Origin of the sequence: Planococcus sp. ISL-110 (genome assembly GCF_018613575.1) — a bacterium.
Lineage (GTDB): Bacteria > Bacillota > Bacilli > Bacillales_A > Planococcaceae > Planococcus.
The window spans coordinates 21,767-41,892 of record NZ_JAGGPX010000017.1 but is presented as its reverse complement, the minus strand read 5'-3'; the positions used below and the strand labels follow the sequence as shown (position 1 = coordinate 41,892).

Here is a 20,126-nt window from a genome sequence, read left to right as displayed (position 1 = left end):
TCAAGCGGCACCATCAAGTTAATTGCTGTTCGGCAAACTCACGGTAAAGCGAATGAGAAGCTGTTAATTCACGGTGCGTCCCAATTCCTGTCACATGACCTTTTTCAATAAAGACAATTTTATCTGCATCGACAATTGTCGAAAGCCTATGGGCAATCACTAAAGTTGTGCGCCCTTCCATCAAACGGCTTAACGCCTGCTGAACAATGCTTTCTGACTGGCTGTCCAGGCTGGCTGTCGCTTCATCCATCATCAAGATTTTCGGATCACGCAAAAAGGCTCGGGCGATGGCGATTCGTTGTCGCTGGCCGCCTGATAATTTAACGCCGCGCTCCCCAACTTCCGTATCCAATCCATCGGCAAATCCCCGGATAAAATCTTCCGCATAAGCCATGCGCGCTACCCGCCAAAGCTCTTCGACTGAAATCGTTTCCGGATCCGGCAGGCCATAAGTCAGGTTTTCCCGGATAGTACCGCCCATCATGGCACTTTCCTGCGAGACATAGCCGATCTGATCTCGCCAGGAAGCGATTGAAATCTCATTGATCGGGATGTTTCCAATTGTGATTTTGCCGGATAACGGCTCGTAAAATCGTTCAATCAAACCGAAAACAGTGGTTTTACCGCCGCCGCTTGGTCCCGCAAACGCAATCATTTCTCCCGGCTGCGCTGCAAAAGACACATCCGCTAAGACCGGCTCCCCTTTATCGTAAGCAAAGCTTAACCCGTCCAGCCGCAGTGCTTTACCGGCAATATCCATATCTGGCTTTTGCTGTCGTTCTTCCAGTGGCAGTTCCAGAATGCCAATGATACGTTCTGTAGCGCCTTTGGCTTTTTGGAGCTCTGTAAAGAATCGTGCGAACGTCGCCATCGGCACAATAATCTGGAATAAATACAGGAGAAAAGCGACCAGCGAACCTGTCGACATTTCACCGTTTGCCACACGGATTCCGCCATAGCCGATAATTGATACAATAACCACCATGACCACCAAATACATCAGTGGAGCAATCAATGCATAAATTTTGGCTTCTTTCATGCCAAGCGTGAATAATTTGTGGATTCCCTGTATTCCTCTTGTTTCTTCGGTAGCTTCTGCTGTCGAAGATTTCATCAATCGGATTTCACCTAAAGTCTGCTGGACATGGCCCGTGAAATGGGCGGTCTCATCTTGCAGGTTCCGTGAAATCTTAGCCATCTGGCGTCCGAGAGGAATCATCACCGCAATCGTCAACGGGACCGATACCATCATGACGAGGGTCATCTTCCAATCCAAAATGACCAAAATGATTACTGCCCCGATAATGGAGATGATGCCTGTGACGAACGAAGGAAAATGGTCCGTGATTAAATTTCGAACGATTCCCGTGTCATTGACGACACGGCTCACCGTTTCCCCACTCGAATGCTGATCGAAATAACTGACACGCAACCGGATCAACTGCGCCCACATCCGTTCTCTCAAGCCCGCCACTACCCGCTGCCCAACCATGCTCAGCAAGTAGATCGAAACGCCGTTGATGACGGCTTGGACAATAAAAGCAGCACCGATCCCAGCAATCAACGGTGCACTTAACGAGTCGAAGGAAAACCCGTCAACCAGATTTTTCGTCAAGAGCGGGACCACCAAACCAACAAGTGTGGTGACCAAACTGGCAAGCAGTCCGATGGCCAGTGCCAGCTTTGGAATCTTCAGCGTCAGCAACAGCGAAATAAATGGCTTCAGACCCGTTTCTTTATTTTTCTTGTTCATCGTAAAAGCTCCTGTTCTTTGAGTCGCATTAAGCGAATTTGGCGTAAATGCACGTATCGGTCAAGCGTTTGCCGTCAACCGAGCGTTCGTCATTTTTCAGGATTCCTTCCAGAACAAAGCCAAGCTTTTCAGGGATTGCCCGGCTTTTGAGGTTTTCTGCATCGCATTGAATTTCAAGGCGCTTGCATTTCAGTGTCTCAAAAGCCACATCTGTCAACGCTGAAACAGCCTCCATCATATAGCCTTTCCCGGTAGCTCGGGAATCCAGCCAATAGCCGATCTCCATTTTCGGAACATCCCACTCAATGCTGTGAAATCCGCTAGTGCCGATGAAACTTCCCGTTTCTTTATCAAAAATCAAATAGCGCAAAACTTCCTTTTTCATAAAACTCAGGTGCGATTCCAGCTGATTAATTTCCGTATCTTGTAGAGATGGCTTTTGCTGCGCAAATCCGAGCCACGGTTTTAAGTCCTCAAGGGAAGCATGAATAGCCTCATTGACAATTTTCCCATCCCCAGGCATCGGCATACGCAGCAGCAAACGCTCTGTCTTTATTCTGGTCGGTACTTTCGGCAATTCAATCGTCATATCACATTCCCCTTTACTCATATATATTGGACTTTTTTCACTTTCTAATTTTATTAGAAATCACGAAGCAGCCACTATTTTCCGGTCACGCGGCAGCCACAGGCCGACTAAGGCAATAATCGGCAGAAATGACACAACCACCATAGTCTCGTAGACACCGATTGAATCCATTAAAATTCCGATAACGACTGCTCCAATGGCACCCATGCCAAAAGCCAAGCCAACGGTCAATCCGGCCATCGTGCCGATTTTGCTCGGCACCAGTTCCTGTGCGTAAACGACCGTAACGGAAAAACTCAACATGATGAAAAAGCCAATCAATGCCAGGAAAAACAAAACGGCGTAAAGCGGCAAATATGGCAATAAAGCGGCCAGCGGAATGGGAACGATGATCGACAAAAGAATGACATTCTTACGGCCGATCTTATCCGCCATGGGTCCCCCAAAGAATGTGCCCGCTGCACCGACACCCAGAAACAAGAAAACATACAACTGCCCCTGCTGAATCGTCAGACCATAGGATTCAATCAAATGAAATATATAAAAGCTTGTCATATTGGTCACGTAGAAAGAGCGGGCAAAAATAATAATCATCAAGAGAGACAAAGCGATACCCACTTGTTTTTTCGTCATTTCAGGCAAAGAGGACAACAGCACCTTTTTAACTTTCTGAAGTTTTTCCTGCTCCAGCTGCTGCTTGTACCAGATAGAAATTCTCGACAGAATAAAAATGCCGAGCGCAGCAACAAACAAGAACAAGGCAGCCCCTATTTGTCCGAGCGGTACCAGGATAAAGGCACTGATCAACGGCGCAAGCGCCTGTCCGGAATTTCCACCGACCTGATAAATTGACTGGGACAAGCCCCGCTTGGACCCGGCCGCCATGTAGGAAACACGTGAACCTTCCGGATGAAATACAGCCGAACCAAGGCCAAGAAAAATGACCGAAACAAGAATCATCCAATATTCCGGGGCAAACGCCAATCCGGCAATTCCGATAAATGAGCTGGTCATGCCAAGCGGCAGCGCAAAAGGCATCGGCTTTTTATCACTGACAAATCCCACAACCGGCTGCAGCACGGAAGCTACAATGTTCAGCACAAAAGCGATCAAACCCAATTGTGTAAACGTTAAGCCGAGGTCTGCTTCGAGTATCGGGAACATTGCTGGAATCACAGACTGCAAAGAATCATTCAGCAAATGGCAGCCACCAATCGCGAACATTACCGGATAAACTGGATTTCCGGCTAGTGAAGAAGAACTTATCGCTTTCGCCATGGTGAAACCTCCAATACGAGTCTATACCTTACAATAATTTCATTATAGAGGAGTTGCCTGCGTTCCGTTAACCCAAAATAAAAACACCTGTGGGAGTTCCCACAGGTGACTGATCTACCGATTGTTTATACGGCCATTACGCAGCTGAAGGTTTGAGCTGCTGCCAGTTTTCAAGGCGTTTATCTAACACAAAATTGCCAAACGGCAGAAATGCTGAAATAACAGCTCCAACTGAGAAACGGAATGGCCATTTGAAGATAAATGTCATATAAATGGTGATCAAAATGTATATACTGAACAGGGCTCCATGAATAGGTCCGATGACACTGACCGCTTCTGGAAATCCAAAGAAATACTTTAACGGCATGGCAATAAAGAGCAAGATCAATAATGAACCGCCTTCAAGCAAGCCCATAAACCGAAATGTTCCCAACGCATTCTTAAACATCGACTATCCCTCACAATCTGCTTTCATTATAAAAGCAGGGGGAAACGCTGTACAGGGATTACCAAAGAAATCGACGAAGGTTTCGCGACAACGCACAAATTTTCGACACATACTGGAATCCGGCTTGTTTCCTCAGCCAAGTTTCACGAAAAGAACCTTGAGGTAGTCGCCTTCTTTGAATTCCTTTTGCACGCGAAAATCATTGGGCAACGTAAATTCTTCAACGATGCTATATTTACCGCCAAGCTCTTTAAATGCTTTGTCGATAAACCCTTTGAACTTTTTCATTCCAAAAGAGGCACTGTTGGTCGAAGCGACGATGACACCATTTTTTTCCGTAATCGCAATCGCTTCTTTCATTAAGTTTGTGTAATCCTTTGATGTGCTGAACGTGTATTTTTTTGAACGCGCAAAGCTTGGCGGATCCAAGATGACCACATCGAATTTCAATTCTTTCCGCTTGGCGTATTTGAAATAATTGAAAACATCCATGACCAGAATATCCTGGGTCTCAAAATCGATGCCGTTAACGCTGAATTGCTCGATCGTCTTGCTGGAACTTCTTTTGGCCAAATCGACACTCGTCGTCTTAATCGCTCCACCGAGTACTGCCGCCACGGAAAAAGCGCCTGTATAGGAGAAGGTATTGAGTACGGTTTTGCCCTTGGCGTATTTTTGCTTAACGGCATTTCGCACCTCCCGCTGGTCCAGAAAAATCCCCGTCATCGCCCCATCGTTCAAGTAAACAGCGAAATTCACGCCATTTTCTTTGACGATCATCGGAAATTCACCGCGCTCCCCGGCAACGAAATCGTCTTCTTCAATATACTGGCCTTTTGTATCAAAGCGTTTTTTCTGGTAAATGCCTTTGCATTCGGCAACGTTCTGCAGGGCAGCAATCACCTGGTCTTTGAACGTATAAACCCCTTCACTATACCAGCTGAGCAAATAAAAGCCGTCGTAATAATCGATGATCAAGCCGCCGAAACCATCGCCTTCGCCGTTAAAGACACGGAAAGCTGTCGTTTCCGGATTGCTGAAAAACGTTTGCCTGCGGTTGATGGCTGTTGCCAGCTTGCGTTCAATAAACGCCTGATCAATGCTGTCATTTTCGTCACGCGTCAAGACCCATCCGTACCCTTTGTTTTGCAGGCCGTAATAGCCTTTTGCTAAAAAACGCCCTTGCTTATCGACCAGCTTCAAAATGCTTCCTTCGGTTTCCAGAACCTCCGGATTCTCCAAAGCCTCTTTGGAAACCAAAGGATAGCCTTTGGCATATTCCGCTTTGAATTTATCATTTATTTTAATTGAAATTTCTGATTTCACAATCTCTCATCCTATCTGTAAAACACCGTTTTGCTTTATAATTAGTGTATACGATAGTTACTCTTATTCCCACCCTCGCCATGTGAATTTTCCAAGATCATCTTTAGGAGGGATTGCTATGAAACAGAAGTTCCATGTCTACAACATTCTCTTGACCACCGGGGAACACCTCGAGAATATTCGTATTGAAGGACCTCTGGAAGATCATTTTTCTGGAGTAGCGGTCAGTCTGTTTCCAGTGAAGGATGTCGAAGGAAAAACAATGGTTTTGAGCATTTTTCACATCGTCAAAGCAGACTTGATTAAAGTTGAAGAGTAAAGGATTGCCGTTGCAAAAAATGCCTGCATTTAACGGCAAAAAAGCGTTTTGCATGATCTATGCAAAACGCTTTCCTTCTATCTATTCCTGGATCCATTCCCAGGCTTCGTTCATTTCATCCATCTCAAAATGTTTAACTTTAAGCTTTGGCAGCAGGTTTTCCATTTCCGTTAACTGACCCTCCAAATGGGTCGAGCTGATCACTGCGAATTTGTGAAATTGGTTCCATGCGTTCATATTCACTTGCATGCTTTCCCCGAGACCCGTAAAAGTCGAGCTTTGTACATCGTTTATCACTGCATAAATATTGAACTTTCCTTTGTCAGCAAATTTTTCCTGGATGATTTTATTGATTTTTGCTGCGTCTTCTTTTGTGGCTGTTCCTTCAAATTCAATTGCGATAGTCTCCATATCTTTACTTGGTACAAATGATAGCATAATGTTCCTCCTCTGATTTAGTTCCTGAACCTGTTTACTCTTTAATCCAGCTCCATGCTTGTTCCATTTCATTCATGTGGAAATGTCGGGATTGGATGCCCGGCAAAAAATTACTCAGTCCGGTCATCGTTTCAAGAAATTTCTTTTCGCTGATGACAGCCAACTTATTATATTGGCTCCAGTGCTTGATATCGATTTTCACTTCTTCAATAAGGGCTTTAACCGTCGGCATCTTTACCTGCTGCATGATGGCAAAGGCATTGAATTGCTGATCTCCGGGAAACTGTTCCTCAATTGCCCGTTTTAGCTTGAGCAGATCTTCTTTTGTCACCGTTTCATTGACTTCAAAAGCGATTGTTTGAGAATCCTGGCTCGGAATAAATGACAGCATATTAATCTTCCTCATTTCTATGAATAAAGTGTTACTTTTCCTATTCCCTATTTGTCTGCTGACAAACGGCCGTAAAGAGGCTCATCCATGCTGTTTACTGATATATTGCATTAAATATTTTATCGGTGATGTAAACTGGTGTATAATGGCATTAAACATGCAGTAGAAAAGGAGAGCTTGCAATGCCCATTCCTATAAATCATTCGAAGCCTATACGCGTTTCAGCCAAAGAAAGTGCCTACCTTCAATTGCAGCAATGGATTATTGATGGCACATTACAGCCTGAAGAAAAATTAGTGGATACGGAACTGGCACAAGCATTGAGCTTAAGCAGAACTCCTATCCGTGAAGCACTTCAATTATTGGAAGTCCAAGGATTCGTAGAAATGTTTCCTGGAAAGGCAACACGCGTGACGACTATAAAACAAGACGACCTCAAGCATCTACTGCCTCCTCTTTCTGTTTTACAGGCTCTTGCAGCGGAACTGGCTATTCCCAACCTCGATGACCATGTCTTTGGATTATTGGAAGAAACCAACCAGCGATTCATTGAAGCAATCGATAGCCAGGATGGTTTTTCAGCCTTAAAAATTGATCAGGAATTTCATCAAATTATCGTTGATGCTGCACAAAACCCCTATATCCACTCAATACTCGGCAGCCTTCAATCGCATGTGAGAAGACAGTTTTTCCACCATTCCCTCATGCTGACGAAAAGTTCTTACGATGAGCACGTCCAGATTATCCAAACCTTAAAAGAAAAAGATCCAGAAAAAGTGACACAGCTTATGAAATCCAACTGGGTCCACACAATAGAAGAGCTGTCAGCCGAAAAAAGCCTGTAAGCCAAAATGAAAAGCTGCATCAAAAGCCACTTCGCTTTTGATGCAGCTTTTCATTTTGGAAGCTGGCCCGTTTTTCCGGACCAGCCTGTATTCGTTAAACTTAAGCGTTATGCTGTACTGCCTGAACCTTTACATTCTTTTTGCTGCGGGCAATGATCGTCGTGATGGCGATGACGATCAACGCAGGCAAGAGCCATCCAAGGCCATTGCTATAAAGCGGCAATGCGGCTGCATAAAAGTCGACAATTGCCTGTAGCCATACCGGATTGTCCACGCCCAGCGAAGAAGTCAGGGTTTTCAATCCATCGATGATGCTGATAAAGAAGGTAACAATGATTGTGGACACGTAAACCAACTGCGCGTGTCTGAATATGGGAGACAGGAAAGCCAGAATGATTAAAACGATGGCCAATGGATACAGGAACATCAAGACAGGAATCGAATAAGTGATGATATTCGCAAGGCCTGCATTGGTGACGGCCAACGAAAACACTGAGAAAATAACAACATATATTTTATAGCTGATTTTCGGTGTCAGTTTATGGAAAAATTCAGCGTTGGCGACCGTTAAGCCAATGGCGGTCGTCAAACATGCAAGGATGATAATGACTGCCAGCAGCGTCGCTCCGAAAGTTCCAAAATAATATTCGGAAGCTCCGCTCAAGACAGGGCCGCCTGTTTCCAAAAGACCTAACGCACCCGTGCTTGTCGAACCAAGATAAGCAATTCCTGTGTAGACGATGGCTAACAGAGCCGCAGCTACTACACCACTTTTCAAGGTAGCCATCAAGACACCTTTAGGTGAATTTACGCCCAGTTTGCGGACAGCTGAAATCACGATGATTCCGAATACCAGCGAAGCGAGTGCATCCATAGTGTTGTAGCCTTCTGTGAACCCTGTAAAGAAAGCGTCACTTGTGTAAACTGGCTGCGGTGCTTCCTGGCCGCCCATTGGTTTCACGAAAGCCGCGACCAATAAAACGCCTAGGGTCACCAGAATTGCCGGTGACAGGATCTTGCCGATACTGTCGACCATTTTTGTCGGGTTCAATGAAACTAACAGTGAAATCCCAAAGAAAACGAGCGAGAATACTAGCAAGCCGATTGTTGCATTTCCTGCTCCAATAAATGGAGCCACCCCAACTTCATACGAAACCGCGCCTGTTCTTGGCAAAGCGAAGAAGGGCCCGATCGTTAAATATAACAACGCCGTGAAGACCAGTCCGTACATAGGGTGCACACGGCCTGCTAAATCCTGCAAGTCATTGCTTTTCGAATAACCGATTGCCAGTATTCCCAGCAAAGGCAATCCGACACCCGTAATCAGGAATCCAAATATGGCTACCCACACATTTGTTCCTGCATATTGTCCCAGTTGAGCAGGAAAGATTAAGTTTCCTGCTCCAAAAAACAGCGCAAACAACATCATCCCTACTACTGCGTATGACTTAAATGACAACTTACTATCCATTGCTATTTCCTCCTATAGATTAAAACCACTGATTTTTTCTTTCTTATCTACAATTTCAATATAATACATTTCTCTCTTTAGAAATGTATGCGATATATTGCATAAAGTAATAATACAACATTTAGCCCAAAATGCAAGCTTTCTAAACCAAGATATTTTTTAATTCTGCCTATTTCATCAATCACCATTTTCAGTTTATTTTTTCAATATAGCATATATGCTTTCGAGTGTATAAATAACCATTCTTGCTGGTTCCCTTCGCTGAGCCTGCAAAGCTATTAGGCCAATAGCTATTGATGTTTACCTATACCGCCCATCCACAAAAAATACATTCCGAACTTTTTACCGAAATGTCCAAGCTGGTTGAATCAATACGGAATCTGCTCTCGCTTTTCAAATAGAATGCTGTAAAATAACTTATTATGGAAAGAACAGGGTTTTCATCTCATTATTAACCGGAAGGCGGCGTTGTCCTTGAAAATCATCTACATCCTTCTTCAACTTCTTGCCATCACCGGCTTTTATTTATTGGGCGAAGAATTGCAGGCTTTTTTCAATATTCCGCTGCCCGGCAGCATTATTGGCTTTCTTTTGCTGTTTGCTGCACTTATGCTGAAAATCTATCCGCTCGAGTGGATTGATTCAGGTGCCCATTTTCTGCTGGCTTTTTTATCCCTTTACTTTGTCCCGGCTACTGTCGGGGTTGTTGAATATGGGGAATTATTTTCCGGAAAAGGAATTTTGCTAATACCGATCGTCATGGCCAGTACGTTCCTCACCATGGCGGCTTCCGGGTGGGTCAGCCAATATGCCGCCAAAGCCAGCACTGAACGAAAGGAGCGATCCTGACGATGGAATTTAATGTGACGGCTGCTCTCTTTGCAGCTCTGACAGTGGTTATTTATCTGCTGACGAACTCCTTTTATCTAAAATACAGAAAAACCTTTTTAAATCCAGTACTTGCTTCTACAGCGATTATCGCCCTCATTTTAGTGCTGGGCAATATCCCTTACGATGCATATATGACGGGGGGGAGCTGGATCGGTACACTTCTGGGGCCTGCAGTTGTAGCTTTGGCAATCCCTCTATATAAACAGAGAGATCTGCTTTTCACTAACCTGCTGCCCATCGTATCCGGTATTGCAACAGGCGTTGCAGTCGGGATGGCCAGTGGCATTCTGTTTACGCAGCTTTTCCGTTTTTCAGAAGAGCTGATCTTGACCGTATTGCCGAAATCATTGACGACACCTGTAGCCATGCAGGTTGCCAGCAATCTTGGGGGCATCCCGTCGCTGGCAGCGGTTTTTGTCATGGTGGCGGGTTTTACCGGCTATATCATCGGTCCTGTCCTGCTGAAATGGCTGCACATTGATTCGGCGATCGGCCGCGGCATCGGCCTCGGCACTTCCGCCCACGGCATGGGCACTGCAAAAGCCTTTGAATATGGCCAGCAGGAAGCCTCGATGAGTTCGGTAGCGATGACCTTGAGCGCTGTACTGGGTGCCTTATTGGGTCCTGTAGCTGCTTGGCTGCTGCTCCTGTAAACCGAAAGAGCCCACTTTCCCATACAAATGGAAAGTGGGTTCTTTTTATCGCTTTTCAACGCAATTCTATCTTCCGATGTCCCTGCGGTTAAATCCTAGCAGGCCAATTGCCGTAAGAATAACAGCGACGATAATCAATATGGCGGCATTGAGGTAATTCATTTCCTCGATTGGAATTTCGGAGACATAGCCGTAAGGCGTCAGTTTCCCCATCCACTCAGGGAACTGGAACAAGCCACCCAAGTAAATGACGACAAATGAAAAGGCTAAATACAGCCACACCGCACTGGTTAAATTGGGAGCCCAGCCGATCAACACCGCCGCTACACCGACCATGACCAGTACTGCAGGCAAATAAGCCATTCCCGAGCCATAGAACATGCCAACCGAAAGTGGCACCTCCAGCACTGCATTTCCTACCAATCCTAAACCTAGCGCTGCCAAGGACAGCATGGCAAATCCAGTCAGAATGGCCACTGCAAGATAGCCGCCCATCAACTGATTTTTGGAAACCGCACGGCTCAGGATGTGCTCGAGACGGTCATTTTTCTCCTCTATTCCCAGTTTCAGGACAGCAAGCAATACAGGAATCGTTCCGAGTATTGCCATTACCGCCATCAGGATCGGAATAAATTGTTCTGTCAGTGAAAATCCTTCTGTCTGGACAATCATTTGTTGCATAAGATCGATGTCTTCAAAAAACAATTCCAGTTCCCCAAGGACGGAACCATAGGAAGCGCCAATCAGCAGCAGTCCTGCTCCCCAGGCGATCAATCCGGTTCGCTGAAGCCTTAAAGCGAGGCCAAACGGGCTTAAGAGTGATTTTGAAGCCTCCGCTTTTCCTGCCCGTGAAGGCAGAAAGCTGGAACCTAAATCCCGGATCGAGTTAAGATACAAAGCTAATCCCATCAGCAGCAACGCTGCCGCGACCGTCATCAAAATCGGCCACCAGTAGTTATTAACGTAAGCTTCCGTCCGTAAAATCCAGCCCAGCGGAGAAAACCAGGACAGCGTTTCATTTGTTACATCCCCGATGGCCCGGATGATATAGGATAGCAGCAAAACCATAATCGATAAGCCGAGTGTACTTCTGGCATTTGGGGACAGTTGCGCGCAGACCGCGGCAACGCCGGCAAAAATAATGCCACTGGCACCTAAAGCAGAGCCGTATACCAACGACCCTTCCAAATCCATACTTTCGATACCCAAAGCGGCCAACGAAAAAGCGGTCAGCAACGCCAGGACGACATTGGCACCAATCAATACCAGTAAAGTAGACAACAAGTTCGACAGGCGCCCTACCGGCAAAGAGCGAACCATTTCGATGCGTCCATCCTCTTCATCTGTACGGGTGTGGCGTGTCACCAGCAAAATGCTCATCAATCCGACCACTACCGCCGTCATCAACAGCATTTCGTGGGCGGTCATGGCCCCCACCGTGTAATTGTCCACGCCATATCCTGGTCCCAGCATCGCCGTCATCGCAGGATTCTGCATCGTTTCAGCCATTGCTTGTCGTTCTTCCTCATTCTGATATAACCCCACAAAGGCTAAGGCAATAATTACCGAGACGACCGCAAAAGACCCTATCCAGAGCGGCAGGCGCAATCGGTCTCGGCGCAATACAAAACGCACCAACGTTCCTGTACCGTCAAAAAGATGTCGGGCCATTATGATTCGCCTCCCGCTCCTGATTCCATCGCTTTGCCGGCCCCTTCATAATGGCGCATGAACAGCTCTTCCAAAGTTGGCGGTGAACTTTCGATGCGTGTCACTCCAAACTGGCTGACATAGCGGATAACTTGATCTACTTCTCCAGCATCTACCTGAAAAGATAATGCCTGCCCTTTTTGCTGGATGCCATTGACTCCTTTGATCTCTTCTAAGGCGGTGATTGGCTCCTTAGTCTCCACAAGCAAGATCGGTCCCGTCAAATGGCGCAACTCTTTTAAAGTTCCCGTTTCAATGATCCTTCCTTCGCGGATGATCGCCACTTTGTCACATAACTTTTCGACTTCAGACAGGATGTGGCTGGACAGCAGGATGCTCTTTCCCTGTTTTTTCGCTTCGACGACGTATTCCTGAAAAACCCGCTCCATCAGTGGATCGAGGCCGGAAGTCGGTTCGTCCAATACATACAAATCCACGTCTGACGAGAGGGCCGCAATTAAGGCCACTTTCTGCCGGTTCCCTTTGGAATAAGTGCGGCATTTCTTTGTTGGGTCCAGATCGAACTTCTGGATCAATTCCTGACGCCGGTCCAAGTGATTGCCGCCTCGCAGTTTAACGAACAGATCGATGACTTCACCGCCTGTCAGGTTTGGCCATAAGTTGACTTCTCCCGGTACATAAGCCACACGTTTGTGAATTTCCACTGCATCCTTCCAGGAGTCCTTGCCGAAAATTTCAGCCCGCCCTTCTGTAGCCTTCAAAATGCCAAGAAGAACACGCAAAGTTGTGGACTTCCCTGATCCGTTGGGTCCGATAAAACCATAGACTTCCCCTTTTCCCACCTCAATATTCACTCCGTCCAATGCCGCAAAGTCTCCAAATTTCTTCGTCAGGTCAATCGTCCGCAAAACTGTCATGGGTCTCCCTCCTAATTTGTGTAGAAGCTTTTCTTGAGAATATCAAGATATTCGTAAAATTCATTCCAGTAAGGTTCGAAATCCAGGTCCGTCATTTTTTTCCCTTGCAGCCTGTGCAAAAGATCTTGTTGATAGCCATCAATCCCCCAGCGAATTAAATTGAACGCCTTGTCAACGTCCACATCTTTTCTGAAAAGCGTTTTATCGATGCCTTCGTACAGCAATGCATATCCCTGCTTTTGTAATTCCTCATAACGTTTCTGCAGATGCGGAGGCAAATCCAGATCTTCTGTCAGCATGACCGTCCCCATAAAGTTGAAGACATGCTCGTTCTCCAACTGCGCCTTCATTTTTATTTGAGCTGCCCCTTTCAATCGTTTAATAAAATCGGTTTCATTGCTGTCAACTAAACTCAGGTATCCATTGATGATGAAATTCAGGCTGTATTCAATTAGGTACTCATACAGATCTTTTTTGTTTTTAAAATAATAGAACAGCATACCTTTACCGATGCCGGCCTGTTTGACGATGCGATTGGTAGAGGCTTGTTTATAACCATTTTCGGCAAACTCCATCAAGGCCGAATCAAGGATTTTTTTCTGTTTCCTAGGATCGAGATTCTCAAATTTCTCCATGCCCATCTCCTCTTTCTATACTTTAGACCTTAGTGGTCGACTCCAGAATACAATATTCGACCATATTGGTCAATTTATATAACTGAATAATCAGTTTTTTATTTCCAAGCCGAAAAATTGCTCCAGATCCCTGTTAATGCTATGTTTTAGTTGCAATAATAGTTATAGGAGGAATAACAATTGAAAAAATTATCTTTTGGTAAAAGAGGGTTTATCGTTGCCGGATTAGTGATGCTGTCGCTTCTAGGTGCCTGTGGCAATAACGACGATACAGCTACTGAAGAAACAACGACCGCCTGGGACGAAATTCAGGAAAAAGGCAGCTTGACTGTTGCAACATCAGGCACCCTTTTTCCCACATCCTATCGCGAAGAAGGTTCGGACGAATTGACTGGCTTTGAGGTTGAAGTGGTTCGTGAAATTGGAGAGCGCCTGGAATTGGAAATTGAATTTACGGAACTTGGTTTTGATGAAATGCTGACTTCCGTTCAAACGGGACAGGTTGACCTTGCTGCCAACGATATTGAAATAACGGAAGACCGTGCAGAAAACTTCATCTTCTCTACGCCATTCAAGTATTCTTATGGAACCGCAATCGTCCGTTCTGAAGATTTATCGGGCATTGAAACACTGGAAGACCTGGAAGGCAAAAAAGCCGCAGGTGCCTCAACTTCCGTCTACATGGAGACCGCACGTGAATACGGGGCTGAAGAAGTGGTTTACGACAACGCCACCAATGAAACTTATCTTCGCGATGTCGCCATCGGGCGGACCGATGTTATTTTAAACGACTATTACCTGCAGACTTTAGCGATTGCCGGATTTCCAGAGCTGGATATCACCATCCACCCGAATCTAAAGTATAGCCCTTCCGAAGTCGGAGTTGTCATGAATGAAAATAACGAAGAGCTTGCCGAGAACGTTGACGCTGTAATCGAAGAAATGCTGGAGGACGGCACGATTGCCGAAATTTCAGCAGAATTCTTTAACGGCGCGGATGTGACAGAAAAAGTTGATATTGAAGAATAAACCCAAAGAAGCCGCTCCTGATTGAGCGGCTTCTTTGGGTTTAGGCTGTTTAATGTGATCCACTTCAATTCTTTAAGCAATAGAAGTTTAAAGAAATTTTCACTATCGTCTTTATTTCTTTAAGTCTTCAGCCATCTTCTCAAGCAAGGCCTCTTGGTATCCTGCTTTTCCAACCCGGTTCATTTCTGCAACCAACCCCCTCACTTCAGAATGGTTAATGTTATTCAATTTCCCCAAACGTGTCCCGAGTTCCACTGGTGATAATGAATCTATATAAGAACCTACATCCATACACCAAAGTCGAATTTTTTCCGGATGCCGTTCCAATAACCGGACTGCCATCGATACACCTTCCGGATCAAAATCTCCTGCGTAATAGAGTGTACTTCCCGATGCGACGAGACAGTCGATCAGCCTCAGACCTGCCAGTTTGAATTGGCCATGCGTACAAACAAGTGGCGCATACGGAATTAAATCAAGCAATGCAGAAAAGACACCTGAATTTTCAACGATATAAACATCGGTTCCTAAGGCCGGATATGCCTTGTCAATCTTTAAAAGTTCACGCAGCGGCATATTGACAGCACTCCCAGCTTCAGCGGCCGCTCGCCAAACCGGATGGAACTTCCCTTCCTGTTCACCAAACAAATTGGCGAACGATACAAAATTCGTGATGTCGTCACGCAAAATATGGAAGTTTAAAAGCAATTCATTGACCGCTTCGGTTTGGGAAGGCAGCCCGCCTTTGCCGTACAATTTAAAATGCAGCAAGTGGATGAGCAATTTTCCGTTGGCCGTCGTTAAGTCGAAAGTGTGTGGATCTCCACTGAGGCGCTGGCTGAAAAACGGCAGCCGCTCGTAGCTTTTTGGAATCTCTTCATTAGCTCTAGCCAAATGCTTTATAGCCACTCCAAATTCATCAGTCAACAACATTCGCATAATCCAATGTGAATCGCCGTTTCTCTGGCCAAGGTAGTCAAAATAAAAAGCAAGTGAAGAATGTGTAGCTGACAGTTCTGCCAGCTTCGCTTGTTCCTGCTCTCTTATGCTTTCCTTCACTGACTTTTTTGACTGAATGGGTTCCTTAAAATATGCTTCCAACAATTCATAGAGTCCGACTTCTTCAAATTTCGTTTGCTGCAGCCTTTTTTCGAAGGCCGATAAGGAGATTGTTTTTTTCTTTTTCAGCGCGTTTGCAGATGTACCGAAGAACAAAGCAACCGGTTCCAGCTCTTTTTCACTGTAGGATTCCAACTTCACGGTGCCGCCAACTCTTCCAAACGATTCAATTTTTTCCCGGAACTGCTGGAACAGTTTTTTATATACTCCTTCGTTTGAAAAATAACCGACAGCCTCGTCGACTTTATTCGTCATTCGACCAGCACTTCTTCCGTGTCGGGACCATTGACTTCAATCAATGAGCGGCCGTTCCATTTATAGCGGATGACCGTCACGAAATCTGCGTTTTTAGGCCGCACCAGTTCACACACTGCGAGCGAACTGACCGTTTCGTAATCACCCCACAGCACCTGTGAATTCATCATATAATCAAATCCCAGCTGCTCGATGATCTCGAACATTTCCTTGATATTATTTTCATCAACACCGGCAAACGCTTCATCAAGTGAAATGATATAGGGCGCAGTGTCAGCCGCTTCCTGGTAACGCGAATAGCAGGCCGTGAACAAAGGAATATACATCGCCATCGCTTTCTCGCCCCCACTGAACGTGAAGAATTTAGTATTGGTCAATTCACGGCGTTTTTCATTGGTCCGTTCATAGGAAAGAACAAATGAAAACCACTTACGGTAATCAAGAACCGTTTTTAATACTTGAAGAAGTGTCTGCCCCTCCCCTTTCTCCTTCATCCACCTTTTCGCGGCTTCAATTTTTGAGCGAAAGTGGGCTGAAATCCGTGCCATGTCTTCTTCTCTCAATAACCGGGCGTCTTGCTTCAGCATGTCTACCAGCTCTTTCGTGTCCAGTTCCTGCTCCGAATCCGCCGTTCTCGGCTGCCATTTGATTGAAAATTTTAAGCCGGAAGACGAATCGCGGCTTTCCATCAGCACTTTCATCTTGTCAGTCCATTGCTCAGCACGCCGGATGCGGCTCCGGAGTTTATTGCCAACAGCATTAAACAAGATTTCTTCGTACAACTCCTTGTCTTGTTCGTTCAACCGGTTTTCCTGGATAAATTGGTCGTGCGCTGTTTCTTTGTATAATGTATACGGCGTCACTTGGACTCCTCGTTTATCAAAATCAATGATGCGGCGGCTTGTTTTGAGTCTCCATTGCTCGATAATGGAAAGCCATTCTTCTGAATCGACATTGTTCATCCAATCTTCAAGCGGCGTTTCAACAGAATAATCGCGCATGCGATGTTCCGCTAAATCAGATTGCACTTCATAGAAATCCCTTGTCAGCTTCGCTTCAATCTGACTTTTTTCTTTTGACGGCTCTGCCGTTAATGCGGACTCGATTTGTCCGAGACCCGCTGTTCCGGTCTCATCCAATTCAATAAAGCCTCTTTTCACTTCTTGCTGCAGCGCTTTCTCCCAGCTCTTTTGCATGTTTTTCCAGAATCCAAGCTGTCCAAAAGATACCGCCTGCTCTTTTCCCAAAGTTTTACGGCGTTCTTCGCGCGCTGGCAAGTCGATGTGCTTTTTCGAAAGTTCCAACTCTACTTCCGCCAGTTCCGCCTGTACCGTCCGAATTTGTTTACGGACATCTTCAGCTCCTTCCAGAGCCAATTGTTCGTCCATTTGCTGAAGATTCTTTTCGGCGATGGCAATGGAATGGCGGAGAACATTCAGCTCGCCTTTTTGAACGTCAATGTCCGCGATCAAATCTTCCAATCGCTCCTTCTCTCTTTTTGCGGTTTCAGCAATATGGATAAAATTCATGTGCATTCTGTGCAGTTCAGCCAATTTCTTGTCGTACTTCCGCAACTGCGACAACGCTTCCCTGTATACTTCCGTTGTCGCATCAAGACCGATTGCCGCTGTTTTTTCATGCACTTGTCGTTTGATTAATTGAAAATCGCTATCCAATGCACGGAGCTCTGTCGCCAAACTTTCGATTCTGCGGTTGTGGACTTCAACCAGACGGCGGGCATCCATCATTTGATTAAAGCTTGTACGCAAATCCGCATCTGCCGGAAAACTGCGCCATGCCTCAGCCGAAATATCCAACTCAAGTGCCAGCTCCATTTTCTGTGCCGTCAGGCCGATAATAAGCTGTTCAATACCATTTATGTCCCGCTCCAATTGTTCAATCAACATTGCGCGAAAGCGGATACGCGCTTCGCGTCCGACATAACGCACTTCTTCGATCGGAACAGCGTGCCCTGAAAGAATACCAAGATGGTAAGTTCCATCTTCGTCCATTCCAAACGGCGCTTCGTGGTCTCCCATGAGCACGCTTTGCAGGATTTCTTCCACACGCTCCGCTGGAATCATTGTCTGTTTCATGTCCGGCTTTAAATAATCTGCGAGTGTATGCGCGAGCACATTAGGATTCGCAGTTACTATACGATCATGCTGAACTTTCATATCTTTTTTCGTCACTAAAGCATCCAATAGGCCAATTTCACTCAAAGCGCTTTCAATCCGCTTTTGGACATCGCTTGAGATGTTCGGCTGAAACTCGACAACTTCGTATAAAGACGCAAATTCCACGCCTTGTTCACGAAGTGTTCGACGAGCTTCTTTTGTGGCCGGGTGGCGCTCCGGTTCCGGATCCTGCTGCGTTTTCCAATCAGCAAGTTCGTCCAGTTTTGCCACTTTCTTTTCCTGCAGCGCTTTGATTTCGGCTTCCTTTTCCAATCGTTCCATACGCAATCTTTCATCATGATCACGCACAAACACAAGAAATTCATTTCTTACTTCTTCATAAGCATGCGTTTCGTATAACTCTTCCATCATAGGTGCTATCTGCTGAAATACCTTGTTGTCGATTTGGTAATGGCTGTGCGTTTGTATCCATTCATGGATCTCGCTAGCCTTTTTTTGCTTGTCTTCCAGAAGCGTCGTAAACCAAGCTTTCTCTTCCTGTCGTAAGCTATCCCGTTCTTTTTCTTCTTCTCCAATCTGTTTTCGCTTTTGTTGAATTTTTTCTTTCAGCATTTCGAACTGCTGTATTCTGGCATGTCCTTCTGTAAGCAGCTTGTCGTGAGCTGCTGTTTCGCTTTTCCAAACATCAAAAAGGAAAGTTTCCATCCGATGGCGTTCAAAATCATTGGCATTTTGCACATGCTGTGAAAAAGCACTTTCTTCACTTTCATATTCCATGTCTTCTATATGTTCCGATAAAGCTTTCGACTGTCCTTCAAGCTCATCGTTCATCTTCTCGATCGCAGTCGTGCTCTGCAGTTCTCTTCTGGCCAATTCGGACACCCGCTCATCGACGCGGCCGTATTTACGCTGATCTTCGTCGAAATTGTGTTGCAGCTTTTCCCTTTCTTCTTCCAGCGACCAAACGCGATGTGATGTCAGCCGCTCTTTCGTCTTTTTGAGCACTTCTTCATTTTGCTGATGCTCTTCAATTTCTTTTTGCAGCCGGTCAACTTCCAAGCCGGTCGATTGCAGTTCACCAGTGATCCGAGCTTGTTCGTTTTGTTCTTTTATAACGCGGGCATTGGTCTTTTTCAATTCACTCACCTGATCGAATAAAACACGGTGATTGTACACATCATAGGCTTTCGTCAATTTCCCGAGTGCATTCACTTCGCGGTCGAGCTGTTCGATTTGTTGTTTCGTCTCGTCCATCTGTTCAATCGAATCAGACAAATAGCGCAGATCGTCATCCGATAAAGGTGGCAATGCGTCTTCCAGAATTTCATAAATGACTGTTGGTTTATAGTCTTTGGACAACTTTGGGCTGCGCAGCTGAATCAGCAGTTTAATCAAGTCATCATATGCTTCCGGCGTTTCGAAACCAAAAACGTATTTATTCACAAGCGCCATGTATTCCTGATTGGATTTCACCACTTCTCCGCCCGTGTTGATCAGATTTTCCAGTTCGATGCGTGAACGTGGGATTTTCACTGTCTGGCCGCTTTGATTTTCCGTTTTGTACAATTCGAAATCATGCCCGATTCGGCGGTTGTCGGTAATGGCAAAGCCCCATGACTTCAAATCTTTTCCCCGCTTTGCCTGCATACCAATTCCTGTCGTCACATATTCATTCGTATGTTCTTTTTTATATTCAAGAAATAAATAACCTGTCCGTTCTTCACGGTCCGTGATTTCTTTTTCACCCAACAGATAATCTTCCATACGCCGTGATTTTGAACCAAAAGGATCCAAGCGGTCAGGAGATTTCCTGCCGTCCAATAAAACCGGCAAGAAGCTTTGCATCGTCACTGATTTCCCTGAACCATTACTGCCCCGAAGAAGCAATTTGCCATTTTCAAAATCAAAGGTTTCTTCATCGTAATACCAAAAATTAAGAAGGCCTGCCCGGTTCATTTTC

18 protein-coding genes are annotated in these 20,126 nt (G+C 45.5%); 5 read left to right on the top strand and 13 right to left on the bottom strand.

From position 1 onward, the window contains the following. Positions 1–13: 13 nt before the first annotated feature. The 5 genes from J7I83_RS12310 to J7I83_RS12290 all read right to left on the bottom strand — a co-directional run bounded on the left by J7I83_RS12310 (position 14) and on the right by J7I83_RS12290 (position 5,394). Positions 14–1,753 carry an ABC transporter ATP-binding protein gene (locus J7I83_RS12310; RefSeq protein WP_215101145.1) on the bottom strand — a complete coding sequence of 580 codons (1,740 nt, stop codon included), beginning with the start codon at positions 1,751–1,753 and terminating at the stop codon, positions 14–16. A 28-nt stretch (positions 1,754–1,781) separates the two neighbouring features. Next, the gene (locus tag J7I83_RS12305) at positions 1,782–2,342 is read right to left on the bottom strand and encodes a GNAT family N-acetyltransferase (RefSeq protein WP_215101144.1); all 561 of its coding nucleotides are present in this window, start codon (positions 2,340–2,342) and stop codon (positions 1,782–1,784) included. Between the two features lie 60 nt (positions 2,343–2,402). Further along, a complete protein-coding gene (locus tag J7I83_RS12300) occupies positions 2,403–3,620 on the bottom strand; it encodes an MFS transporter (protein WP_215101143.1) in 1,218 nt (405 codons plus the stop codon). A gap of 136 nt (positions 3,621–3,756) precedes the next feature. Beyond that, on the bottom strand, positions 3,757–4,068 hold the full coding sequence (locus J7I83_RS12295; protein WP_215101142.1) for a DUF3817 domain-containing protein: 312 nt from the start codon (positions 4,066–4,068) through the stop codon (positions 3,757–3,759). Positions 4,069–4,200: 132 nt separating this feature from the next. Continuing rightward, positions 4,201–5,394: a class I SAM-dependent rRNA methyltransferase gene (locus tag J7I83_RS12290; RefSeq protein WP_215101141.1), complete on the bottom strand. Its 1,194-nt coding sequence runs from the start codon at positions 5,392–5,394 to the stop codon at positions 4,201–4,203. A gap of 118 nt (positions 5,395–5,512) precedes the next feature. Here J7I83_RS12290 and J7I83_RS12285 point away from each other — a divergent pair, with 118 nt between their 5' ends. Beyond that, positions 5,513–5,713: a hypothetical protein gene (locus tag J7I83_RS12285; protein ID WP_215101140.1), complete on the top strand. Its 201-nt coding sequence runs from the start codon at positions 5,513–5,515 to the stop codon at positions 5,711–5,713. A gap of 81 nt (positions 5,714–5,794) precedes the next feature. Here J7I83_RS12285 and J7I83_RS12280 read toward each other — a convergent pair whose 3' ends face one another. Then, a complete protein-coding gene (locus J7I83_RS12280) occupies positions 5,795–6,151 on the bottom strand; it encodes a SpoIIAA family protein (protein ID WP_215101138.1) in 357 nt (118 codons plus the stop codon). 34 nt (positions 6,152–6,185) lie between these two features. Further along, the gene (locus J7I83_RS12275; protein ID WP_215101136.1) at positions 6,186–6,542 is read right to left on the bottom strand and encodes a SpoIIAA family protein; all 357 of its coding nucleotides are present in this window, start codon (positions 6,540–6,542) and stop codon (positions 6,186–6,188) included. Between the two features lie 182 nt (positions 6,543–6,724). Between J7I83_RS12275 and J7I83_RS12270 the strand changes: the two genes are divergently transcribed. Then, entirely contained in the window at positions 6,725–7,387 is a 663-nt protein-coding gene (locus J7I83_RS12270; protein ID WP_215101134.1) for a GntR family transcriptional regulator, read from the top strand. Positions 7,388–7,487: 100 nt separating this feature from the next. Here J7I83_RS12270 and brnQ read toward each other — a convergent pair whose 3' ends face one another. Further along, a complete protein-coding gene (gene brnQ / locus J7I83_RS12265) occupies positions 7,488–8,858 on the bottom strand; it encodes a branched-chain amino acid transport system II carrier protein (protein ID WP_215101132.1) in 1,371 nt (456 codons plus the stop codon). 474 nt (positions 8,859–9,332) lie between these two features. On the opposite strand from brnQ, the gene J7I83_RS12260 reads away from it, so the two are divergent. Then, positions 9,333–9,707, top strand: coding sequence for a CidA/LrgA family protein (locus tag J7I83_RS12260; RefSeq protein ID WP_215101130.1), 375 nt, complete (start codon positions 9,333–9,335; stop codon positions 9,705–9,707). A gap of 2 nt (positions 9,708–9,709) precedes the next feature. Beyond that, positions 9,710–10,402: an LrgB family protein gene (locus tag J7I83_RS12255; RefSeq protein ID WP_215101129.1), complete on the top strand. Its 693-nt coding sequence runs from the start codon at positions 9,710–9,712 to the stop codon at positions 10,400–10,402. 66 nt (positions 10,403–10,468) lie between these two features. On the opposite strand, the gene J7I83_RS12250 is transcribed toward J7I83_RS12255, so the two are convergent. The 3 genes from J7I83_RS12250 to J7I83_RS12240 are packed head-to-tail and all read right to left on the bottom strand — an operon-like array spanning position 10,469 to position 13,625. Then, positions 10,469–12,073 carry an ABC transporter permease gene (locus tag J7I83_RS12250; protein WP_215101128.1) on the bottom strand — a complete coding sequence of 535 codons (1,605 nt, stop codon included), beginning with the start codon at positions 12,071–12,073 and terminating at the stop codon, positions 10,469–10,471. Then, positions 12,073–12,990 (bottom strand): ABC transporter ATP-binding protein, encoded by a 918-nt coding sequence (locus J7I83_RS12245; RefSeq protein ID WP_215101127.1) that lies wholly within the window; start codon positions 12,988–12,990, stop codon positions 12,073–12,075. Before J7I83_RS12245 ends, J7I83_RS12250 begins: the two co-directional genes overlap by 1 nt. Before the next feature lie 11 nt (positions 12,991–13,001). Beyond that, positions 13,002–13,625, bottom strand: coding sequence for a TetR/AcrR family transcriptional regulator (locus J7I83_RS12240; protein ID WP_215101126.1), 624 nt, complete (start codon positions 13,623–13,625; stop codon positions 13,002–13,004). A gap of 231 nt (positions 13,626–13,856) precedes the next feature. On the opposite strand from J7I83_RS12240, the gene J7I83_RS12235 reads away from it, so the two are divergent. Beyond that, on the top strand, positions 13,857–14,654 hold the full coding sequence (locus J7I83_RS12235; RefSeq protein WP_483313458.1) for a transporter substrate-binding domain-containing protein: 798 nt from the start codon (positions 13,857–13,859) through the stop codon (positions 14,652–14,654). 111 nt (positions 14,655–14,765) lie between these two features. On the opposite strand, the gene J7I83_RS12230 is transcribed toward J7I83_RS12235, so the two are convergent. Next, positions 14,766–16,028, bottom strand: coding sequence for a TIGR02679 family protein (locus J7I83_RS12230; RefSeq protein WP_215101124.1), 1,263 nt, complete (start codon positions 16,026–16,028; stop codon positions 14,766–14,768). Then, positions 16,025–20,122: a TIGR02680 family protein gene (locus J7I83_RS12225; RefSeq protein ID WP_251047635.1), complete on the bottom strand. Its 4,098-nt coding sequence runs from the start codon at positions 20,120–20,122 to the stop codon at positions 16,025–16,027. The genes J7I83_RS12230 and J7I83_RS12225 overlap by 4 nt, the downstream gene beginning before the upstream one ends. Positions 20,123–20,126 lie beyond the last annotated feature (4 nt).